Annotated in this window: 14 protein-coding genes; 12 read left to right on the top strand and 2 right to left on the bottom strand. The window is 39.1% G+C overall.

The features are described 5' to 3' along the window. Positions 1-5: 5 nt before the first annotated feature. The gene (locus tag LC418_RS02825; RefSeq protein ID WP_111954313.1) at positions 6-1244 is read right to left on the bottom strand and encodes an OmpP1/FadL family transporter; all 1239 of its coding nucleotides are present in this window, start codon (positions 1242-1244) and stop codon (positions 6-8) included. Positions 1245-1523: 279 nt separating this feature from the next. Here LC418_RS02825 and LC418_RS02820 point away from each other — a divergent pair, with 279 nt between their 5' ends. From LC418_RS02820 to LC418_RS02795, 6 genes are all read left to right on the top strand, one after another. Continuing rightward, a complete protein-coding gene (locus tag LC418_RS02820) occupies positions 1524-2921 on the top strand; it encodes a PSP1 domain-containing protein (protein WP_111954311.1) in 1398 nt (465 codons plus the stop codon). After that, positions 2914-3378, top strand: a complete 465-nt coding sequence (locus tag LC418_RS02815) for a gliding motility lipoprotein GldH (protein WP_223558029.1) — start codon at positions 2914-2916, stop codon at positions 3376-3378. Before LC418_RS02820 ends, LC418_RS02815 begins: the two co-directional genes overlap by 8 nt. Before the next feature lie 6 nt (positions 3379-3384). After that, complete coding sequence (locus tag LC418_RS02810) at positions 3385-5763, top strand: penicillin-binding protein 1A (RefSeq protein ID WP_111954307.1); 2379 nt, start codon at positions 3385-3387, stop codon at positions 5761-5763. A 75-nt stretch (positions 5764-5838) separates the two neighbouring features. Further along, positions 5839-7380 carry a protein adenylyltransferase SelO gene (locus LC418_RS02805; RefSeq protein ID WP_223558028.1) on the top strand — a complete coding sequence of 514 codons (1542 nt, stop codon included), beginning with the start codon at positions 5839-5841 and terminating at the stop codon, positions 7378-7380. A gap of 107 nt (positions 7381-7487) precedes the next feature. Continuing rightward, positions 7488-8306 (top strand): T9SS type A sorting domain-containing protein, encoded by an 819-nt coding sequence (locus LC418_RS02800; RefSeq protein ID WP_223558027.1) that lies wholly within the window; start codon positions 7488-7490, stop codon positions 8304-8306. Between the two features lie 74 nt (positions 8307-8380). Beyond that, positions 8381-9658: a DUF6080 domain-containing protein gene (locus tag LC418_RS02795; RefSeq protein WP_223558026.1), complete on the top strand. Its 1278-nt coding sequence runs from the start codon at positions 8381-8383 to the stop codon at positions 9656-9658. Positions 9659-9704: 46 nt separating this feature from the next. Here the strand turns inward: LC418_RS02795 and LC418_RS02790 are convergent, their stop codons facing one another. After that, the gene (locus LC418_RS02790; RefSeq protein WP_111954299.1) at positions 9705-10253 is read right to left on the bottom strand and encodes an SPOR domain-containing protein; all 549 of its coding nucleotides are present in this window, start codon (positions 10251-10253) and stop codon (positions 9705-9707) included. A 182-nt stretch (positions 10254-10435) separates the two neighbouring features. On the opposite strand from LC418_RS02790, the gene LC418_RS02785 reads away from it, so the two are divergent. Genes LC418_RS02785 through LC418_RS02760 form a run of 6 tightly spaced genes read left to right on the top strand, consistent with a single transcriptional unit; the run spans position 10436 to position 18860 of the window. Continuing rightward, a complete protein-coding gene (locus LC418_RS02785; RefSeq protein WP_223558025.1) occupies positions 10436-11797 on the top strand; it encodes a c-type cytochrome in 1362 nt (453 codons plus the stop codon). Between the two features lie 23 nt (positions 11798-11820). Further along, a complete protein-coding gene (locus tag LC418_RS02780; protein ID WP_223558024.1) occupies positions 11821-14886 on the top strand; it encodes a TAT-variant-translocated molybdopterin oxidoreductase in 3066 nt (1021 codons plus the stop codon). A gap of 25 nt (positions 14887-14911) precedes the next feature. After that, complete coding sequence (nrfD, locus tag LC418_RS02775) at positions 14912-16309, top strand: NrfD/PsrC family molybdoenzyme membrane anchor subunit (RefSeq protein ID WP_223558023.1); 1398 nt, start codon at positions 14912-14914, stop codon at positions 16307-16309. Continuing rightward, a complete protein-coding gene (locus LC418_RS02770) occupies positions 16296-16817 on the top strand; it encodes a DUF3341 domain-containing protein (protein ID WP_184163928.1) in 522 nt (173 codons plus the stop codon). Before nrfD ends, LC418_RS02770 begins: the two co-directional genes overlap by 14 nt. Further along, on the top strand, positions 16810-17520 hold the full coding sequence (locus tag LC418_RS02765; RefSeq protein ID WP_111954289.1) for a c-type cytochrome: 711 nt from the start codon (positions 16810-16812) through the stop codon (positions 17518-17520). Before LC418_RS02770 ends, LC418_RS02765 begins: the two co-directional genes overlap by 8 nt. Before the next feature lie 8 nt (positions 17521-17528). Then, a complete protein-coding gene (locus LC418_RS02760) occupies positions 17529-18860 on the top strand; it encodes a quinol:cytochrome C oxidoreductase (protein ID WP_111954287.1) in 1332 nt (443 codons plus the stop codon). Positions 18861-18955 lie beyond the last annotated feature (95 nt).

Below are 18955 nucleotides of genomic sequence, written 5' to 3'. Positions count from 1 at the left end.
TTCAATTAAAAAGGGTTGTACGATAAACCTAAACCAAAGTAAAATGCTCTAGCTTTTGCCTGTCCATTAAAGCCAAGACTAGCATTTCTTACATCTCTGGCCTGAGGAAGGGCATATCCTCCTGCTATATCAACTCCAAACTGCTTTAGTTTAAAACCAAGACCTCCGGTAATTACATATGTATTAAATGATGGCGTTTCCGGGATGAAATTCTCGTCAGTGTATGGTGACTCATCATAGTAAGCACCCAAACGACCAAAAATCATATCTGTGAATGCATACTGTGTACCCAATCTGAATGTTTTTGAGTTTCTAAAGTTTTTAGGAGACACAAGAATTGTTGGATCTGGCTGATTCCCCACTGGAGCAGTAGCAAAATCCAGAGTCAGCTTGCTGTATCTTTCCCATCCGTGGTAGTTAAAGTCAGCTGAAATTAACCATTTCGGTGTTACTTTATATGTTAAACCAATGGTATATTCTTCTACTAAAGGAAGTGTTGCTGTAAATTTATCCTGTCCTGTACTTGGGTCCAGTCCTAATAACGGATAAATAGATGCTGACGGGAACTTGAATGTTGCAGTTCCTTTTTTAGCCTTCATATCTATAGGTGAACGGTAAGCAATACTGATATCTAATTTAGGATCAGGTCTGAAATAGAAACCGAATCCGTAACCGTGCCCACTTGCCTTTTCGTCTTTAATATTTAATTCACCTCCAAACTGCGTTACCGCTTTATCCCAGTCTACTTTACCTTTTGCATAAATATAGCTCGCCCCGAATGACATCCAAGGTGCCAGCTTTACAGAGACCATCGGCTGAAAATAGAAGCTCTTAAGCTCCAGTTTCTGAACCATTTCTTTCCCCTCCCAATCGCTTGGCCACTGGATTGTACTTCCGAAAGGTGTTGTAAAACTGAAACCAACAGATAAATTCTCTATCGGTCTATAAGCAACCGCAGCATATAACGGAGTACCAATAGGATTATCTGTTTCTGTACTCTGCAAAGTATTTAAGTTTTGAAAAGTAACTTTATTACTTGCACCGAACCCTCCTGCTACTATACTCAGTTTGGAAGGAATAAATGACATCCCCGCCGGGTTAAAGAATGCCACACTTGCATCTTCGGCATGAGCACTAGTATGCGCCATTGCCAATTGTTTCACTCCCTGCAGAGATACCCTGAAGCCTCCCGCGTAAGATAAAACACCCGCCAATAAAGCAGTTGATACTAATATTTTTTTCATAGACTGTTTATTATATAACCCAAATATAAAATTATTTTAGATACAGCTGTTAATATTTCTTAATATTTTAAACAATATGCCAAAAGAAAATTATGTTTAAAATAGTACTTTAAAAATATATCTATATAAACACATAGACACTAGCAACTTATCGGCTTTTGAAGCAGTCTATATTTTTCACGTTTAAGGTTAAACAATCACGATATTGAATATTTAAGTATTTTAGAATTGCATAAAGATAAATTTACATAAATTTGCAAGATTATAAAAAATAGTTATATGAGTTGTGGATGCAAAACATCCGGCGATTCTGCCCATTCTTGCGGACCAAAAAAAACCGCGAATGGCTGTGAAAGTGTAAATACCTGTGGTAATAGTTATAAATTAAGTGTTTTCGACTGGCTTTCTAACATCAACAACCCCGCATCGAACAGGTGTGACCTTGTGGAAGTTAGATTTAAAAATGACAGAAAATCGTTTTATAAAAATGTAAATAATATTCCTTTACATATAGGTAGCGTAGTAACAGTAGAATCGAGTCCCGGACACGATGTAGGCGTTGTAAGCCTCACCGGAGAATTAGTAAAGATTCAGATGAAAAAGAAAAAATTTCCTGAAGAATCTATACTTAAAATATACAGACAGGCTAACCAGAAAGACCTTGAGGTTTGGCAGGAAGCCAGAAAAAAAGAAGACAGTGTAAAGATTGAGGCGAGAAAAATCGCTCATAGAATAGGTCTTGAAATGAAGGTAACGGATGTGGAATATCAGGGAGATTCTTCCAAGATCACATTCTATTATACCGCTGACAACCGAGTGGATTTCAGACAGTTGATCAAAGAGTACGCCGGTGCTTTCAGAACCAAGATCGACATGAAACAGATCGGGTTCAGACAGGAAGCTGCAAAAGTTGGAGGTATAGGTTCATGTGGAAGGGAGCTTTGCTGCTCGACCTGGCTTACGGATTTCAGATCTGTGAACACGAATGTCGCCAGATATCAGCAGCTGAGCATTAATCCTCAAAAGCTTGCAGGACAATGCGGTAAGCTGAAATGCTGCCTGAATTATGAACTGGACAGCTACCTTGATGCATTAAGCCACTTCCCTTCTTCTTCAACTACCCTGGATACGGAAAAAGGAAGAGCATTCTGCATTAAAATAGATGTTTTCAAAAAGAAAATGTGGTTTGCTTACGTAGACAGTTCTATGGCATGGTATGATTTTGATATCGACCTTGTTAAGAAATTAATCGCTAAAAATAAAAGAGGCGAAAAAATCCTTCCTTTAGAAGACCTTAAGCAGCCTGACAGCCCAATTCAGACCATCGACCTGATCCAGGAAAACAACATGGACAGGTTCGAAAAGAAGAACAGAGGCAACAACAGGAACAGAAACCAGAACAGACCCAACAACGGGCAAAACCAGGGAGGACAGCAAGGGCAAGGCCAGGGACCAAAGAAAAGAACGGAGAGATCCGAGAGACCTGACAGAGCAGAAAATCCTAATGCTAATGCCGGAAATCAGCCAAGACAACAGCAAAAGCAGCAGCCTAAACCGCAGCCAAAAGCACAAACGGAAAAAACGGATGTTTCTTCCGACCCTGAAAAAAAACAGCAGAACCCGAACAAGAAAAATTTTAAAAAGAAATACCCTCCAAAAAAAGATAAAAATGCGTAAAATTTTAGGATTATTACCTCTTATCCTTTTCTTTAGCTGCAATTCCTCTTCAGGAGAAAATGTGATAATGAATTCCGTTAATAACAAATGGGATAAGAAAAGTGAGCAAAAATTTAATCTTGAAGTTTCAGATCCGCAGAATCCTAAAAATATTATATTTGTTGTAAGAAATAACAACAGTTACCCTTACAGCAATATAAGATTTATTGTCAATTTCACCAATCTCCAGAACAAAAATAAGGAAACAGATACCCTGAACTATGTACTGGCAAAACCAAACGGAGAATGGCTTGGTACAGGTTTTGGTGATACGAAGGAGGCATTATTTCAGTATAAAATGAACTATAAATTTCCGGGAAAAGGAAAATATGAAATCAGCCTGATCCAGGCGATGAGAAATGACAACCTTCCGGGAATTGAAGACGTTGGAGTAAAAGTAGAAACGGCTAAACCGTAACCATAAATGGAAGACAACAGACAAAATGCAGGAAACAAGGGAAAAACCTTCCCCCTTCCTCCCAAAAAAAAGAAAGATACCTCTTGGAAAAGATGGGTTAGATTCATTTGGATTGGACTCATTGCGGTAGTTTTAGGTATTTCAGGACTTTTCTTTGCTGTTTCCCAGGGATTTCTTGGAGAAATGCCGGATGTAAAGGAACTTGAAAACCCTGATATCTATGTCGCTTCTGAAATCATTTCATCAGACGGTATTTTACTGGGAAAGTTTGAAAAGGAAAAAACACAGCCAATTACCTACAAACAGCTTCCTCCCTATCTTATCTATGCATTACAGGCAAAGGAAGATGAGCGTTTCAAAGAGCATTCGGGAATTGATTTAAAATCTATTCTAAGAGCTGTTAGATATGGAGGAGACAGAGGTGGGGGTTCTACAATCACGCAGCAGCTTGCTAAACTACTATTTACCAAAGAGCCATCTAAAAACCCTATCAAAAGGGTTATACAGAAACTAAAGGAATGGTCCGTTGCAGTAAGCTTGGAAAAACGATATACTAAGGAAGAAATTATCACATTATATTTCAACAAGTTCGACTTTACATACAATGCGAACGGTATTGAAATGGCTTCCAAAATTTATTTTAATAAAACAACTTCCCAACTTACTCTTCCGGAGGCGGCAGTTTTCGTAGCCATGTTAGAAGCGCCTATCGCTAATAACCCTATGAGAAATCCTGAACGAGCAAAACGAAGAAGAGATGTTGTTTTGCAGCAAATGTTTGAAACGGGTTATATAGACCAGGCAACCTATGATAAGGCAATTAATACACCTGTTGAGGTAGATTATCATCCGATCAAAAACATCAATGATGACTATTCTGCTTACTATAAATTCTATTTAAGAAAGGAAATCGACAAGTATCTTGAAGGTTACGAGAAAGAAACAGGAAAGAAGCTTAATCTTTACAAAGACGGTTTAAAAATATATGTAACTCTTGATTCAAAAATGCAGAAATATGCAGAAGAGTCCATCAAAGAGCATTTAACAGACCTTCAAAAAAGATTTGATGCTGAACAGAGAGGCAGAAAAAACAGACCGTTCTACTATTTAACGGATAAGCAGGTAACCAGCGTAATGACTCAGGCGATGAAAAGAACCGGTCGTTACAAACAACTGAAGGCCGCCGGAGTTTCTGAAGATTCTATCTTACTGGAATTCCATAAGCCAATAAAAACTTCCCGCTTTACGTGGGCTGGTGAAGAAGAGGTTGAAATGTCACCTTGGGACTCCATCAGATACCACAAGCAGATTGCACAGGCAGGCTTAATGTCTATGGTTCCGGGAAGTGGAGAGATCAAAGCATGGGTAGGAGGCATAGACTGGCAGCATTTCCAGTATGACCACATCAAGCAGGGTAAAAGACAAGTGGGATCTACATTCAAACCTTTTGTATATGCTACAGCAATCATGAAACTTGGTATGACGCCATGCTCTACGGTTTCCAACGGTACTTATGACCATAAAGGATGGCATGTTCCGGGAAGAGGAGGAATGCTTACTTTAAAAGATGCCCTGGCTCACTCTCAAAACCCGGTAGCTGCTCGTCTTATTGAAATGACGGGTGTAGATGCCGTTATTCAGACCGCAAGAGACCTGGGAGTTACAGAAGACATCCCTAGAAACAATACTATTGCTTTAGGTTCATCAGATATTACCATTTATGAAATGCTTGGTGCCTACAGTACTTTCGCCAACTACGGAAACTACAATAAACCGGAAATGATCTGGAGAATTGAAGATGCCAACGGAAGAGTGATCAAAGAAGTAAATGTAGAACCGAAAGAAGTAATGAACCCAATGTACGCCTATACCATGATCGAGCTGATGAAGGGTGTTGCGCAATACGGTACCGCTTCAGGAGAACTAGGAAGAAGAGGAATCTCAAAAGGCGTGGAAATCGCTGCTAAAACGGGTACTACACAGAACAACTCTGACGGTTGGTTCATGGGAATCACTCCGAAACTGGCAACAGGAGCCTGGGTAGGCTGGGAAGACAGAGCAACCCACTTCTTCGGAACCGGTGAAGGCCAGGGTGCGAAAATGGCATTACCAATATGGGCCATTTTCATGAAGAAGGTATGGGCAGACAAATCTCTGGGAATTAGTCCTGACGATAAGTTCACCAGACCATCAGACTGGAAAGACGGATGTTCGAATTTAAAAGGCCTGGGTGAAGGATATGGAGATGATGGTGGACTTCAGACCATCGATGAGATCAAAAATCCAAGACCGGTAGAGCCAACACCTAGAAACAATCCGGAAAAGAAAGAAGAAAATATCAATGACAATCTTCACTCCACCGATGAGGTAGATTTCAATAAATAAATTCTCTTTTAGAAATACACAAGACCTTTCAATAATCTGGAAGGTCTTTTCTTTTATAATTAATATCTTTGATCTATGAATATTGAACAGATCAAACAGCCTTTTACCGATATATTTCCAGGAGATCTTTCCGGCAACCCGATGCAGAGAAACACCCCTAAAGTTTTATTTGCAACCGTAAAGCCGGCCGGTTTTGATGAGCCAGAGCTAATTGCCTTTAATGAAGTTTTATCCGAAGAGATCAGGCTGGGGAAATATGAAGAAAAAGACCTGGATTTTCTCGTAGGAAATAACCTTCCTGAAAATGTAAAAACGTATGCTACCGCTTATGCCGGGCATCAGTTCGGAAACTGGGCAGGACAGCTGGGAGACGGAAGAGCAATACTGGCAGGGGAAATCATCAATAAAGATGGGAAGAAAACAGAAATTCAATGGAAAGGTGCCGGGGCAACACCATACTCAAGGCATGCAGACGGAAGAGCGGTGCTGAGGTCTTCAGTACGTGAATACCTGATGAGCGAAGCTATGTACCACCTGGGAGTTCCTACAACCAGAGCCTTAAGCCTTACTTTTACCGGTGAAGATGTGGTAAGGGACATGATGTATAACGGAAATCCTCAGCTGGAAAAAGGGGCAGTTGTAATCAGAACTGCAGAAAGCTTTCTCCGTTTCGGGCATTTTGAACTGCTTTCTGCACAAAAGGAATACAATACCCTGCAGGATCTGGCAGATTTTACGATTGAAAATTATTATCCGGAAATCACAACAGACGGAATTCAGAAATACAAAGACTTTTTTGAAAAAATATGCACCAGGACAGCAGACCTTATGACTGAATGGTTCAGGGTCGGGTTTGTTCATGGCGTGATGAATACTGATAATATGTCTGTTTTAGGCCTGACCATAGATTACGGACCCTATTCGATGATGGATGAATATGATCTGAACTTTACCCCGAATACAACTGACCTTCCGGGAAGAAGATACGCCTTTGGAAAACAGGGTCAGATATCGCAGTGGAATCTCTGGCAGCTGGCAAATGCCCTTCATCCACTCATTAAAGACGAAAAGTTTTTAGAAGACACTTTAAACCGGTATGGAACCTATTTCTGGGAAGCTCATGACAAAATGCTATGCAAAAAATTTGGATTCGATGAATTGAGGGAGAGTGATGAAGAATTTTTTACCAACTGGCAGGGGTTGATGCAGGAACTTCACTTAGATTATACGCTGTTTTTTAATCAGCTGGAAAAATTGAGTCCCAATAGCGATATTAAATTTCTTTTTGAAAATATTTCCTACTCTGTTTTGAATGACGAGAAAATAAAAAAGCTGGAAGATTTTATAAGGAAATATGAGGCAAGATTATCATCCAACACGATTTCAAAAGAAGAATCATTATCACTTATGCAACAGTCAAACCCAAAATTTACACTGAGAAATTATCTTCTTTATCAGTGCATCGAAGAGATAGGTACCGGAAAAATAGAAATGCTGGGAAAACTGACTCATGCTCTGGAAAATCCTTATCAAGAATTGTATCCCGAATTTTCCGTAAAAAGGCCTGCAGCTTATGATGACACCACCGGATGTTCTACACTTTCCTGCAGTTCTTGACGAATAAATTACAACCTTTATTTGTTTTTACTGAATTATTTACATTACATTGTTAATTCCATTCATTTTTTTTATTACTTTTACTTAAAACTTTTAAATTAAATTGAATGAAAACAAAATTACTCTTCATTTTCTTAGTCTCTTCAATACTAGGAAATGCACAAATTCTAACAGAGACTTTTCAAGGAACGACATTTCCTCCTACCGGATGGACAACAGGTACAAATGTAGCAACAAGACCTTGGGGCTTTACAACAGTTATATTTAATGCCTCAGGTCAGACCACATTCAATATCACAGGTGGGAAATCTGCAGGAATCGGATGGATTGCGCAAAGCCAGGATGCTCATTTAACAAGCCCTCCTTTCAGTTTAGTAGGAGCAACAAGCCCTGTTCTGAAGTTCAATGCCAAGATAGGATATGAATACATGGTGGATCCTTATCCTAATGGGGATCTAAAAGTTGAGGTGTCAACAGATGGAGGAACTACATGGAACCAGGTATGGGTAGAAGAAAATTATGGACTTTATATTGATTATGAAACATTAGCCGTTACTGTCAGTTTAACACCATATATAGGGCAGGCAAATGTTAAATTCAGGTTCCGCTATGTAGCAAACGATGCAGACAGCCTTTCAATAGATGATGTACAGGTTTTAGCAAACGGTACCTTATCTACTCAGGAAGCCAGCACTACAGTTAAAATAATAGCTGCAGACATCTACCCTAACCCAACTAACGGAGAAATCAATATCAGAACCAGCAAAAAAATCAAATCCACTACTGTTTTTGATATGACGGGCAAATCCCTTCTTCAGAATGACTCTGAAAAAACTGACATTTCTTCACTTCCAAAAGGAACCTACTTAGTCAAAGTTAATTTTGCCGACGGCAGTACCTCTACAACGAAAGTGATTAAGCAATAATGATATGATCATAATCTTTAAAGCTCACCGGATATGGTGAGCTTTTTTATTTTATTTTTGCAAAAAACTGACACGTGTCTTTTACTAAAACAAAACTCATCAACCTATTAAAACAGGTCTTCCCATCTTCTTACACAGAATTAGCAGTATTTATGTTCTTCCTGCTCTGTTACGGAATACTGGGCACCTATATTGCTCTTCATTACAGGATCATTTTTGACAGCAGAATTCCCTGGGATGCCTACTTCAGTTTTGACAACAAAGCGATTGTAATGACCGGCGGAAGCTTTGAGAGACATCCTTTGGCCTACTATTTTTTCAATTGGGTCCGGGAGTTTTCTCTTTTTGTTTCTGGTGGAAAAATGAATGCAACATTCAGACTAACCCTGGCATGGCTTAGCAATATAGCCATAAGCTTATGCATCGTTCAGATTTTTAAGTACCTAAATAATATCATCAGACTTCCATTAAAGATCACCTTATTGCTTGTTTTGTTCTTTGGATTTTTTTCTACGAGTATTATTCTTTCTTTTACTCCGGAAAACTTCACCTATACCTTGCTGTTGCTATGTATTTATAATTATTATGCGGCCGTAAAACTCAGAAAAGAAGAAAAGATATCAGGATCCGCCTTAACGCTTGCCGGAATTACCATTGGAGGTATTACCATCACCAATCTGGCTAAAGTTTTTATTCCCGTTTTATTTGAAAAGGATGTTTTCAGAAGCTGGAAAAAATTTGGAAACGCAGTTTTCCGTGTTGCACTTGCCACGGTGTGCTTTGCATTCCTTTACTTGCTCAGAATAGATTTTAAATATGAAAATATCTTCTCCAAAACCAACCAGCAGTATGAAAAGTTCTCCAATGTAGAATCCATTCCGGACTGGGACATGATGCTTTCTTATTTTTTCGGGGGCAGTATTCTGTTTCCCAGTTTTATGACAACGGATAAGCATAATATGAAAGGATTTAATTTCAAAGGCCTTTTAATGGAGCCCTATTCATCCTTTTTCTGTTATGCTTTTACCATAATATTGCTGGCCCTTATTTTATGGAGTTATTTTAAAAATTTTAAGAATAAACTGGTACAGATTATTGCCATTTCATTCATGTTTGACATTCTGATTCACTGCATTATGCGATTCGGACTCCATACTTCTTATATCTATGCAGGGCATTTTATTTTTGTCTATCCGCTGCTTTTGGGATGGCTTTTTTACGCTTACAGAACGAAACCAAAAATTTTATCATTTTTAGTGTTGACACTGGTTATTCTATTTGCTTTTTTACTGACTAATAACCTGTTCAGAATGTCTGATTTCTTCCAGTTTTTAGATACTTATTACCAATAAAAAAAGCCGGGAAAATCCCCGGCTTTAGTTTGTTATCTCATCTCCGTTATCTTGCTTCAGAACAGAAAATTCTGTATTGTACAGCGATGGCCGATTTGAAGTATTCTCGTATTTTTGACAGGTCTGAAGCTGCGCTTTGTTTCGTAAAATAACTTCCTGCCAGAATTTTATAATTCGGTCTTAAAGAAGCATCCGTTTCCACTTTCAGGTTCGGGAATCTTTTTCTGAAATAAGATTTTACTTCATTCGCCTCTTCGTTGCTTTTCACCGTTGTGATCTGGATTTTAAATCCTAAAATCCTTGGATTCTTACGGCAGATTTCCGCATTGCTCAGTTCTCTGCTCGGAACATAGATTTTTGGAGGCCTTGGACTCGTTACAATTCCACTGTCTGTATTATTTTCTCTCACCGAAGGACCACCTGCAGTCCTTGAACATTTGTCTTCAATTCCCCCCAAAGCAGTGCTTACTTTGGAATCCATAGTCATAATCAGCTCTGTTCCGGCAAGAGTATCTTTCTGAACAACCTGTTGGGCTTCAACACTATAAAACCCAAATAAAGATAATATTGAAAATATTTTGATTAAATTTCTCATTTAAACTTGTTTCTGCAAATCTATTAAAATTAAAAAATTATACCAAACAACACTATTTAGAATCAATACAAATTAAACGTAAATGATATTTTCCCTTTTCCATATACCGTTAAATTCCTGTTAAAAATATTATTTTTGCCGAATTGATTGGTTCAATATTTTACTAACATAAGATAATTTAAATGATTAGTTGGAGAAAGCATTATAAACAAACGTTGATCGCGATAGGCTTATTGCTATCAACCAGTGCTTCAATTTACGGGCAAGACGGCGATCCTAAAAACGGCGAAAAACTTTTCAAAGCGAATTGTACGGCATGTCACGCGCTGGATAAACAAGTAATAGGACCTCCTTTAAAAGGGGTTGTAGAGCGAGTAAAGACAGAAGGTGGTGTAGACAAAGATTGGCTTCACAAGTGGATCAAAGACAACAAAGCTCTTAGAGCTTCTGGGGATAAATACGCCAATGAGATTTTTGAAAAGTACAACAAAACCGAAATGTTACAGTTTCCAAATCTTACAGATAAGGATATTGACGACATTTTAGCGTTTACAACTAATCCTCCGGCTCCCGAGCCAGCAAAAACTGACGCCAAAGCGCCTGCAACAGACGGAGCAGCTGCAGCACCGGCAGACAAAACAACCACAAGCGTTGTTATTATTTCGCTTATTGCAATAGCAGGTTTATTAGTTTGGATCTTAATTAAACTGAGACAATTGGTTAAATTAGGTCAATCTGAAGACTTAGCCGGGCTTAACGAAACAAGAGTTAAATCTTTCAGCGAAATCTACGAGAAATACCACTACATCGGTAAAGCAGTACTGGGTATCCTTGCCCTTCTGGCTGCTTATGGAGTTTGGAACTGGATCATGTGGATCGGGGTTTACAAAGGATATAAGCCGGAACAGCCTATCTACTTCTCTCACAAAATTCACGCAGGAGAACAGAAAATTGACTGTCAGTTGTGTCACTCCAGTGCCAAATACGGAAAAGTATCTGAAATTCCTTCCATGAACGTTTGTATGAACTGTCACAGAACAATTTCTGAGTATAACGCAGATCACTACATGGAGCCAGGAAAAGATAAAGCATTCTACGACGGTGAGATCCAGAAGATCTATGCAGCTACAGGTTGGGATCCTGCAAAACAGCAGTACACTGGAAAAACACAGCCAGTTGAATGGACTAGAATTCACAACATGCCAGACTTCGTGTACTTCAACCACTCTCAGCACGTAGTAGCGGGTGAACAGGCGATCATCAATTCTTTCAATAAAAAGAATCCAAACAACAAAATTGATGTTGTATGTAAAGCTTGTCACGGAAAAATTGATACAATGAATGTTGTTCAGATGGCTAATGACTTCACGATGGGATGGTGTATCGAGTGCCACAGAACTACTGAGGTTGATATGAACAACGGTTATAATAAAGAATACTTCAAGAATCTACATGACAAGTTGAAAAAACAATATCCTCAGGATGGCGGTAAGATCACTGTAGATGCAATTGGAGGTCTTGAGTGTGGTAAATGTCATTATTAATAACTAAAAAATTAGAAGTATAAATGGCTTCAAACAAAATACAATTTAGAAGTATTCATGAACTTAAAGATCCGGCTTTGAACAATAAGCTGGCTCAGAAAGAGTTTCAGGAAGAAATTCCGGTAGAAGATTTCCTTGGAGATGCTGAACAGAACGGATCCAGTACTTCAAGAAGAGATTTCTTAAAAATATTAGGATTCTCTACAGCAGCCGTAACATTGGCTGCCTGTGAAGCTCCGGTGATCAAAACGATTCCTTACGTGGTAAAACCACACGATATTATTCCGGGGGTTCCGAATTATTACGCTTCAACTTATTTTGACGGATTCGACTTCGCCAGCGTTTTAGTAAAGACCCGTGAAGGAAGACCTATCAAAATAGATCCGAACCCGGCAGCAGGAGATTTAGGAAAAACCAACGCAAGAGCTCAGGCAAGTGTACTTTCTCTTTATGATAATGATAAAGTAAAACAGCCTAAACTGGACGGTAAAGATGAAACTTTCGATAAAGTAGACAGTTTTATCCTTAAAGGTCTGGCAGATGCCAATGCAGCAGGTAAAAAGATTGTGCTTTTGTCACACTCTTTCCCTTCTCCTACTTTCAAAAAGTTATTTGCTGAGTTCAAAGCTAAATATCCGACTGCTGAACTTGTAACGTATGATGCTTATCCTCACACTGCGGCTTTAGATGCAGCTCAGGAAGTATTCGGACAGAGAGCATTACCGGTTTATGACCTTAAAGGTTCAGAATTGGTTGTTTCTTTCCAAGCAGATTTCTTAGGAGATTATAACGCTTCAAGCTTAGAAACTTCTTACGCAGCAGCAAGAAAACCGGGACCAAACATGTTGAGACACATTCAGGTGGAATCCAACATGTCATTGACTGGTGCTAATGCAGATGAAAGAGTTAGATTAAAGCCAAGCCTTGTCAATAAAACTTTAGTTGAAGTTTACAACGCAATCGTAGGTGGTGGTACTTCTGATAAGACTGCTTCTGAAATTGCAAAAGAACTTCAAGCAAAAGGCAGCAAAGCTGTTGTTTTTGCCGACGGTTCTAAAGGAGCACAGGTTTTAGCACACTTAATCAACCAAAAATTAGGTTCAGTAGCTTTCACAGGTAAAGCTAACTTCCTTAAAGAATTTGATAAAGCAAGATACCAGGAATTCTTAGGATGGATAAATGCAGGTCAGGTTGGCGTATTGATTGCAAACAATGTAGACCCTATCTACTCCCATCCAAAAGGAGAAGATTTCAAAAAATCCTTAGCTAAAGTTGCTTGTGTAGTAGCTGTAGCTGATAAGAAAAATGAAATGTACAAAGCAGCGAAAGCTGTAATTCCTGTAGCTAACTGGTTAGAATCTTGGGGTGATATTGAGCCTCAGACAGGAGTATATTCATTAATGCAGCCAACCATCCAGAAAATCTACAAATCAAGACAGATTGAAGAATCTTTACTGGTTTGGAAAAACGGGAAGAACAATGCTGCCAATAATTATTATGACTATCTGAAAGCCAGTTCTGCCTCTATCTTAGGAGCTACTTCTTTCAACAAAGCCCTATATAACGGTATCACGACTTCAAATAATGCAACTGCATTATCTTACGCCGGAGGAAATGCTGCCCAGGCTATTGCTGAACTAGGAAACTTCAAAGCTTCCGAATTAGAATTAGTATTATACACCAAGCCTTCAATGGGTGACGGTACTCAGGCTAACAACCCTTGGCTTCAGGAATTACCGGATCCTATCACAAGAATGTCTTGGGATAACTATTTAACAATTTCTCCTAAAGATGCAGAAAAATTCGCGATTGAAAACGACCTTAATGCAAGAATGCAACTGGACGGTTCTATCGTAAACCTTACTGTAAACGGAGTAACAATAAAAGACGTTCCTGTATTCATTCAACCGGGACAGGCAGAAGGATCTGTAGGTCTTGCGCTTGGATACGGTAAAAAAGACTCAGGTACAACTGCTGATACTGGGGTAAACGCTTATCCATTATTTGACGGTTCTAACCTAACTGTTTCAGGAGTTAAGATCGAAAAAACAGGAGAAGACCACGAATTCGCAGGTATTCAGCTTCAGAATACATTAATGGGACGTTACGAAATCGCCAAGGAAGTTCCTTTGGCAGAATTCTTAAACGTTGCATTTGATGATGAGCATAAAGGATGGAACAAGCCTTTGGAATATCACACCATCAGCGGAGCTCTTCCGGCAAGAAAGATTGACCTTTGGGATGCTTTCGATGATACGGACGGACCTCACTTCAATCTATCAATCGACTTAAACTCTTGTACGGGTTGTGGAGCATGCATCATTGCTTGTCAAGCAGAAAACAACGTTCCTGTAGTAGGTAAAGAAGAGATCAGAATGTCCAGAGATATGTATTGGTTAAGAATTGACCGTTACTATTCTTCAAGACAAAAAGTAGAAGTATACGAAGGATTGAAAGAAGGAATGGCAGTACCAGAATTGTATGGTACGGCATTCGGAGACGGAGGTGCACTCAACCACCCTGCTGACAACCCAGATGTAATCTTCCAGCCGGTAATGTGTCAGCACTGTAACCATGCTCCTTGTGAAACTGTATGTCCGGTAGCGGCTACTTCACACGGTAAGCAAGGTCAGAACCATATGGCTTATAACAGATGTATCGGTACAAGATATTGTGCTAACAACTGTCCTTATAAAGTAAGACGTTTCAACTGGTTTACGTATAACCTGAATGACAAGTTCGATTTCAACATGAACAACGATCTTGGAAGAATGGTACTTAACCCGGATGTAGTGGTAAGAACAAGAGGGGTAATGGAGAAATGTTCAATGTGTATCCAGGAAACTCAAGCTACAATCTTAGCTGCTAAGAGAGAAAACAGAAAAGTAACAGACAACGAATTCAAAAATTCTTGTGCTTGTGCTGCTGCTTGTTCTACCGGAGCAATGACGTTTGGAGACATGAATGACAAAGAATCTGAAGTGAGAGAATTATACTCCAGCAACAGAAGATATTATTTACTTGAAGAGATCGGCACAAAACCAAACGTGTTCTATCACACTAAAGTAAGAAACAGAGTAGAAAAATAAAGTTTAAATAATAAATAGGTAAAAAATGTCAGGACATTACGAAGCTCCGATAAGGGAACCTCTAATTATTGGTCACAAAACTTATCACGATATCACAGAAGATATTGCACGACCTATCGAAGAAAGAGCAGGTAAACTATGGTGGATTTCACTATATGCAGCCTTAGTTCTATTCATCTACGGATTTGGCTGTATCGCTTATACTATCGGAACAGGTATTGGAGCATGGGGGCTTAACAGAACTATTAACTGGGGTTGGGATATTACCAACTTCGTATGGTGGGTAGGTATCGGTCATGCCGGAACCCTAATCTCCGCAGTATTATTATTATTTAGACAGCGTTGGAGAATGTCTGTAAACAGATCTGCAGAGGCAATGACGATCTTTGCGGTTGTACAGGCAGCCATCTTCCCTGTAATCCACATGGGTAGAGTTTGGGTAGGATACTGGGTATTCCCATTACCTAACCAGTTTGGTTCTCTTTGGGGGAACTTCAACTCTCCTCTACTTTGGGACGTATTTGCAATCTCCACGTATTTCTCAGTATCAACTGTATTCTGGTTCATGGGACTAATCCCTGACTTTGCAATGATCAGAGATAGAGCAAAAACTCCTTGGACAAGAAAAATTTATACATTCCTGGCTTTCGGTTGGGGTGGTAAAGCAAAACACTGGCAGAGATTCGAAGAACTTTCTTTGGTTCTTGCAGGTTTGGCAACTCCACTTGTATTCTCGGTACACACCACGGTATCTTTTGACTTCGCAACTTCGGTTATTAAAGGATGGCACTCTACAATCTACCCTCCTTACTTCGTTGCCGGTGCAATCTTCTCAGGATTCGCAATGGTACAGACCCTGTTGCTGGTTGCCAGAAAAGTATGTCACCTTGAAGAATACATCACAATGTATCATATTGAAATTATGAACATTGTAATTATCCTTACAGGGGGTATGGTAACGGTAGCTTATGCTACTGAATACTTCATCGGATGGTACTCAGGATCCAGATTTGAAGATTTTACTTATCTTTCTCCTGGTGCTGCTGTTGGACCTTACTGGTGGGCTTTCTGGGCATTGATTACTTGTAACTTGATTATTCCTGCTTCATTCTGGTTCAAGAAACTGAGAACGAACATTATCTGGACTTTCATCGTTGCATTGATCATAAATATTGGTATGTGGTTCGAGCGTTTCGATATCATCGTTATCAACCTTTCTAGAGATTACTTACCAGGATCTTGGACTATGTTTAAGCCAACGATCATTGATGTGGGTGTATATTTAGGAACAATCGGATTCTTCTCTGTATTATTCTTACTATACGCAAGAACGTTCCCTGTAATTGCACAGGCTGAATTAAAATCGATTCTGAAAATTTCAGGTGAAACTTATAAAGCAAAAGAAGGAGATGAGCACCACTAAAATTGTATACGGACTTTATGCTGACGACGACGATTTGATGAACGGCGTTAAAGCATTCAACGATAAAGGGATTGCGATAAACGAAGTTTATACTCCATTCCCGGTTCACGGACTTGATAAAGCTTTAGGGTTAAAGAAAACCAGAATTTCTGATGCTGCTTTCTTCTATGCTCTTTACGGTGTTACCATCGGTGCTACTGTAACATGGTATGTGATGAATCATGACTGGCCTCAAAATATTGGTGGTAAACCTGCTTTTGACTGGGCACACAACATGCCTGCATTTGTGGTTCCAATGTTTGAATTAATGGTATTCTGTGCAGCTCACATGATGTCTCTAACATTCCTTGTTAGAAACAAAATGTATCCGGGAGCTCCGGCCCAGAATCCTGATCCAAGAACTACTGATGATAAATTCATGATGGAATTTGTAACTGATGACGTAGAGTCTGTAAAACAGTTGCTGATTGAAACCGGGGTTGAAGAAATAACTGTTAAAGATGCTTAAAATGAAAAAGAATGTATTAAAAATTACAGCTGTTTTAGGTTTAACAACGGTTTTACTTAATTCTTGCGGACCAAAAGAAAATACACCATTGGTATATTTTCCTGATATGTACTTTCCGGTAGCTTACGATCCATTGATGAAAGCTCAGGATGCTTATTCAGATCATGAAAATGAAATCCCTGCATTTGTAAAAAATAATGGCGCAACAGGTCTTTCTCCTGTAGAAGGAAGTGTTGCTCAAAATAAAGACGGGATTTTTGAAGAAAGTCTTCTGCCTAAAAATGCAGATGAGTATAATGCAGGTTATGACGCTTCCAAAACAATGACAACATCACCTCTTAATCCAGCTAATGCAGCTAAAGACATTGAAAGAGGAAAAATGCTGTTTGATCATACTTGTGCAGCCTGCCACGGAACTGGTGGAGATGGGCAAGGTCCAATTGTACAAAGCGGAGCTTTCTCTGGTGTACCCAACTATGCTGACAGAGAAATTACTGTAGGATCTGTTCATTATGTATTAACTAACGGTAGAAATGCAATGGGATCTTATGCTGGCCAGCTTAACCCTGGTGACAGATGGAGAGTGGCAATGTATGTGATGAGTGCCTTCAAAAAAGGAGCAGCAGCACCTGCAGCAGCTACAACGGCTACAGCTACACCAGCGGCCGCAACAACAGAGACTACTACCGCAACTAAAAAATAAGAAAAGAAATGTATAGTTTTTCACCAAAATTAAAATCAACTTCTATAATCCTTCTTGTTGTAGGTTTAGTTCTATTTGCTATCGGTTTCTTTATGAATAAAGGAATGACTACTGAGAAAATAGAGCACATGATGGAAGCGGTTCATTCTGCCGGTCATACTGCCCCTACACACTCAAGTGAAATGGTAGGACCTCAGGACCATGCGTCTCATTTAGAGCACGCAGAGCTTCAGGTTCACAACCAGCCTCTTGCATCGCTGCATTTTGTAGCTGTCTTTTTCTTTGGAGTTAGTTGTGCTGTATTGTTTTTCTACTGTATTCAGCATGCTGCACATGCAGGTTGGCCTATTATTATTACAAGAGTAATGGAAGCTATTGCTTCTTATATCCCATATGGTGGTGCCATTCTGGTTATTATGATGATATTGAATATCACTCACAATGGCCATTTATTCCACTGGATGGATCCCGAATTGACAGATCCTAATTCTGCACATTTCGATGTGATCCTTTTCGAAAAGAAAAGATTCTTAAACATTCCTTTCTATGCTATCAGAACGATCATTTATGTAGTAGGTGCTTCTTTCTTTGCATGGAAACTTAAAGCTCAGTCTAAGAAAGTAGATGAGACTAAATCTAAAGTAGATTATCAGATGCTTTACAGATGGGCGGTAGGATATATTGCATTCTTCGGATTTGCTTCTGCAGCTTGGGCTTGGGACTGGTTGATGTCTATTGATCCACACTGGTATTCTACAATGTATATCTGGTATTCAATGGTTAGCTGCCTTTCAAGTGGAATCGCTGTGATTATCCTTCTAAGTGTTTACCTGAAGAAAAACGGATTCTTACCTCAGTTCAATGACAATCACTTACACGATTTAGGAGTATTCCTTTTCGCTACAAGTATGCTTTGGACATATACATGGTTTGCTCAGTTTATGCTTTATTGGTATGCGAACGTTCCGGAAGAAGTTAACTACTTCTTTGGAAGATTCCAGCACTATGGACCTACGTTCTTACCAATGTTGATCATCAACTTCTTATTACCTTTATTGGTATTAGTAAGCAGCAGCATCAAGAGAAACTACAAAGTAGTAACAACTATGGCTGTAGTGGTTATTTTAGGTCACCTTTTAGATTACTTCAATATGGTAATGCCTGGAACGGTAGGACCTTACTGGAAAAATCCTGAAGTATTCCTATTAATAGCAGGAGCTGTTCTATTTGTAGCAGGATTATTTATGTTTACTGTACTATCAGCTTTATCTAAATTAAAGTTAATTCCTACAGGAAACCCATTCTTACATGAATCTGAAATTTATGAGTATCCTTTCTAAGGACTTGTAACAGAAATAAAATAAAAAAGACTGATTATAATGATCAGTCTTTTTTTATGCACACAAGTGAATATTTTAAGCTGTTCAGGCAACCA

Source organism: Chryseobacterium lathyri, assembly GCF_019970085.1.
In the GTDB taxonomy this organism is placed as follows: domain Bacteria; phylum Bacteroidota; class Bacteroidia; order Flavobacteriales; family Weeksellaceae; genus Chryseobacterium; species Chryseobacterium lathyri.
Note: the sequence above shows the minus strand (reverse complement) of the source record. Positions and strands in the feature narration are given on the sequence as shown.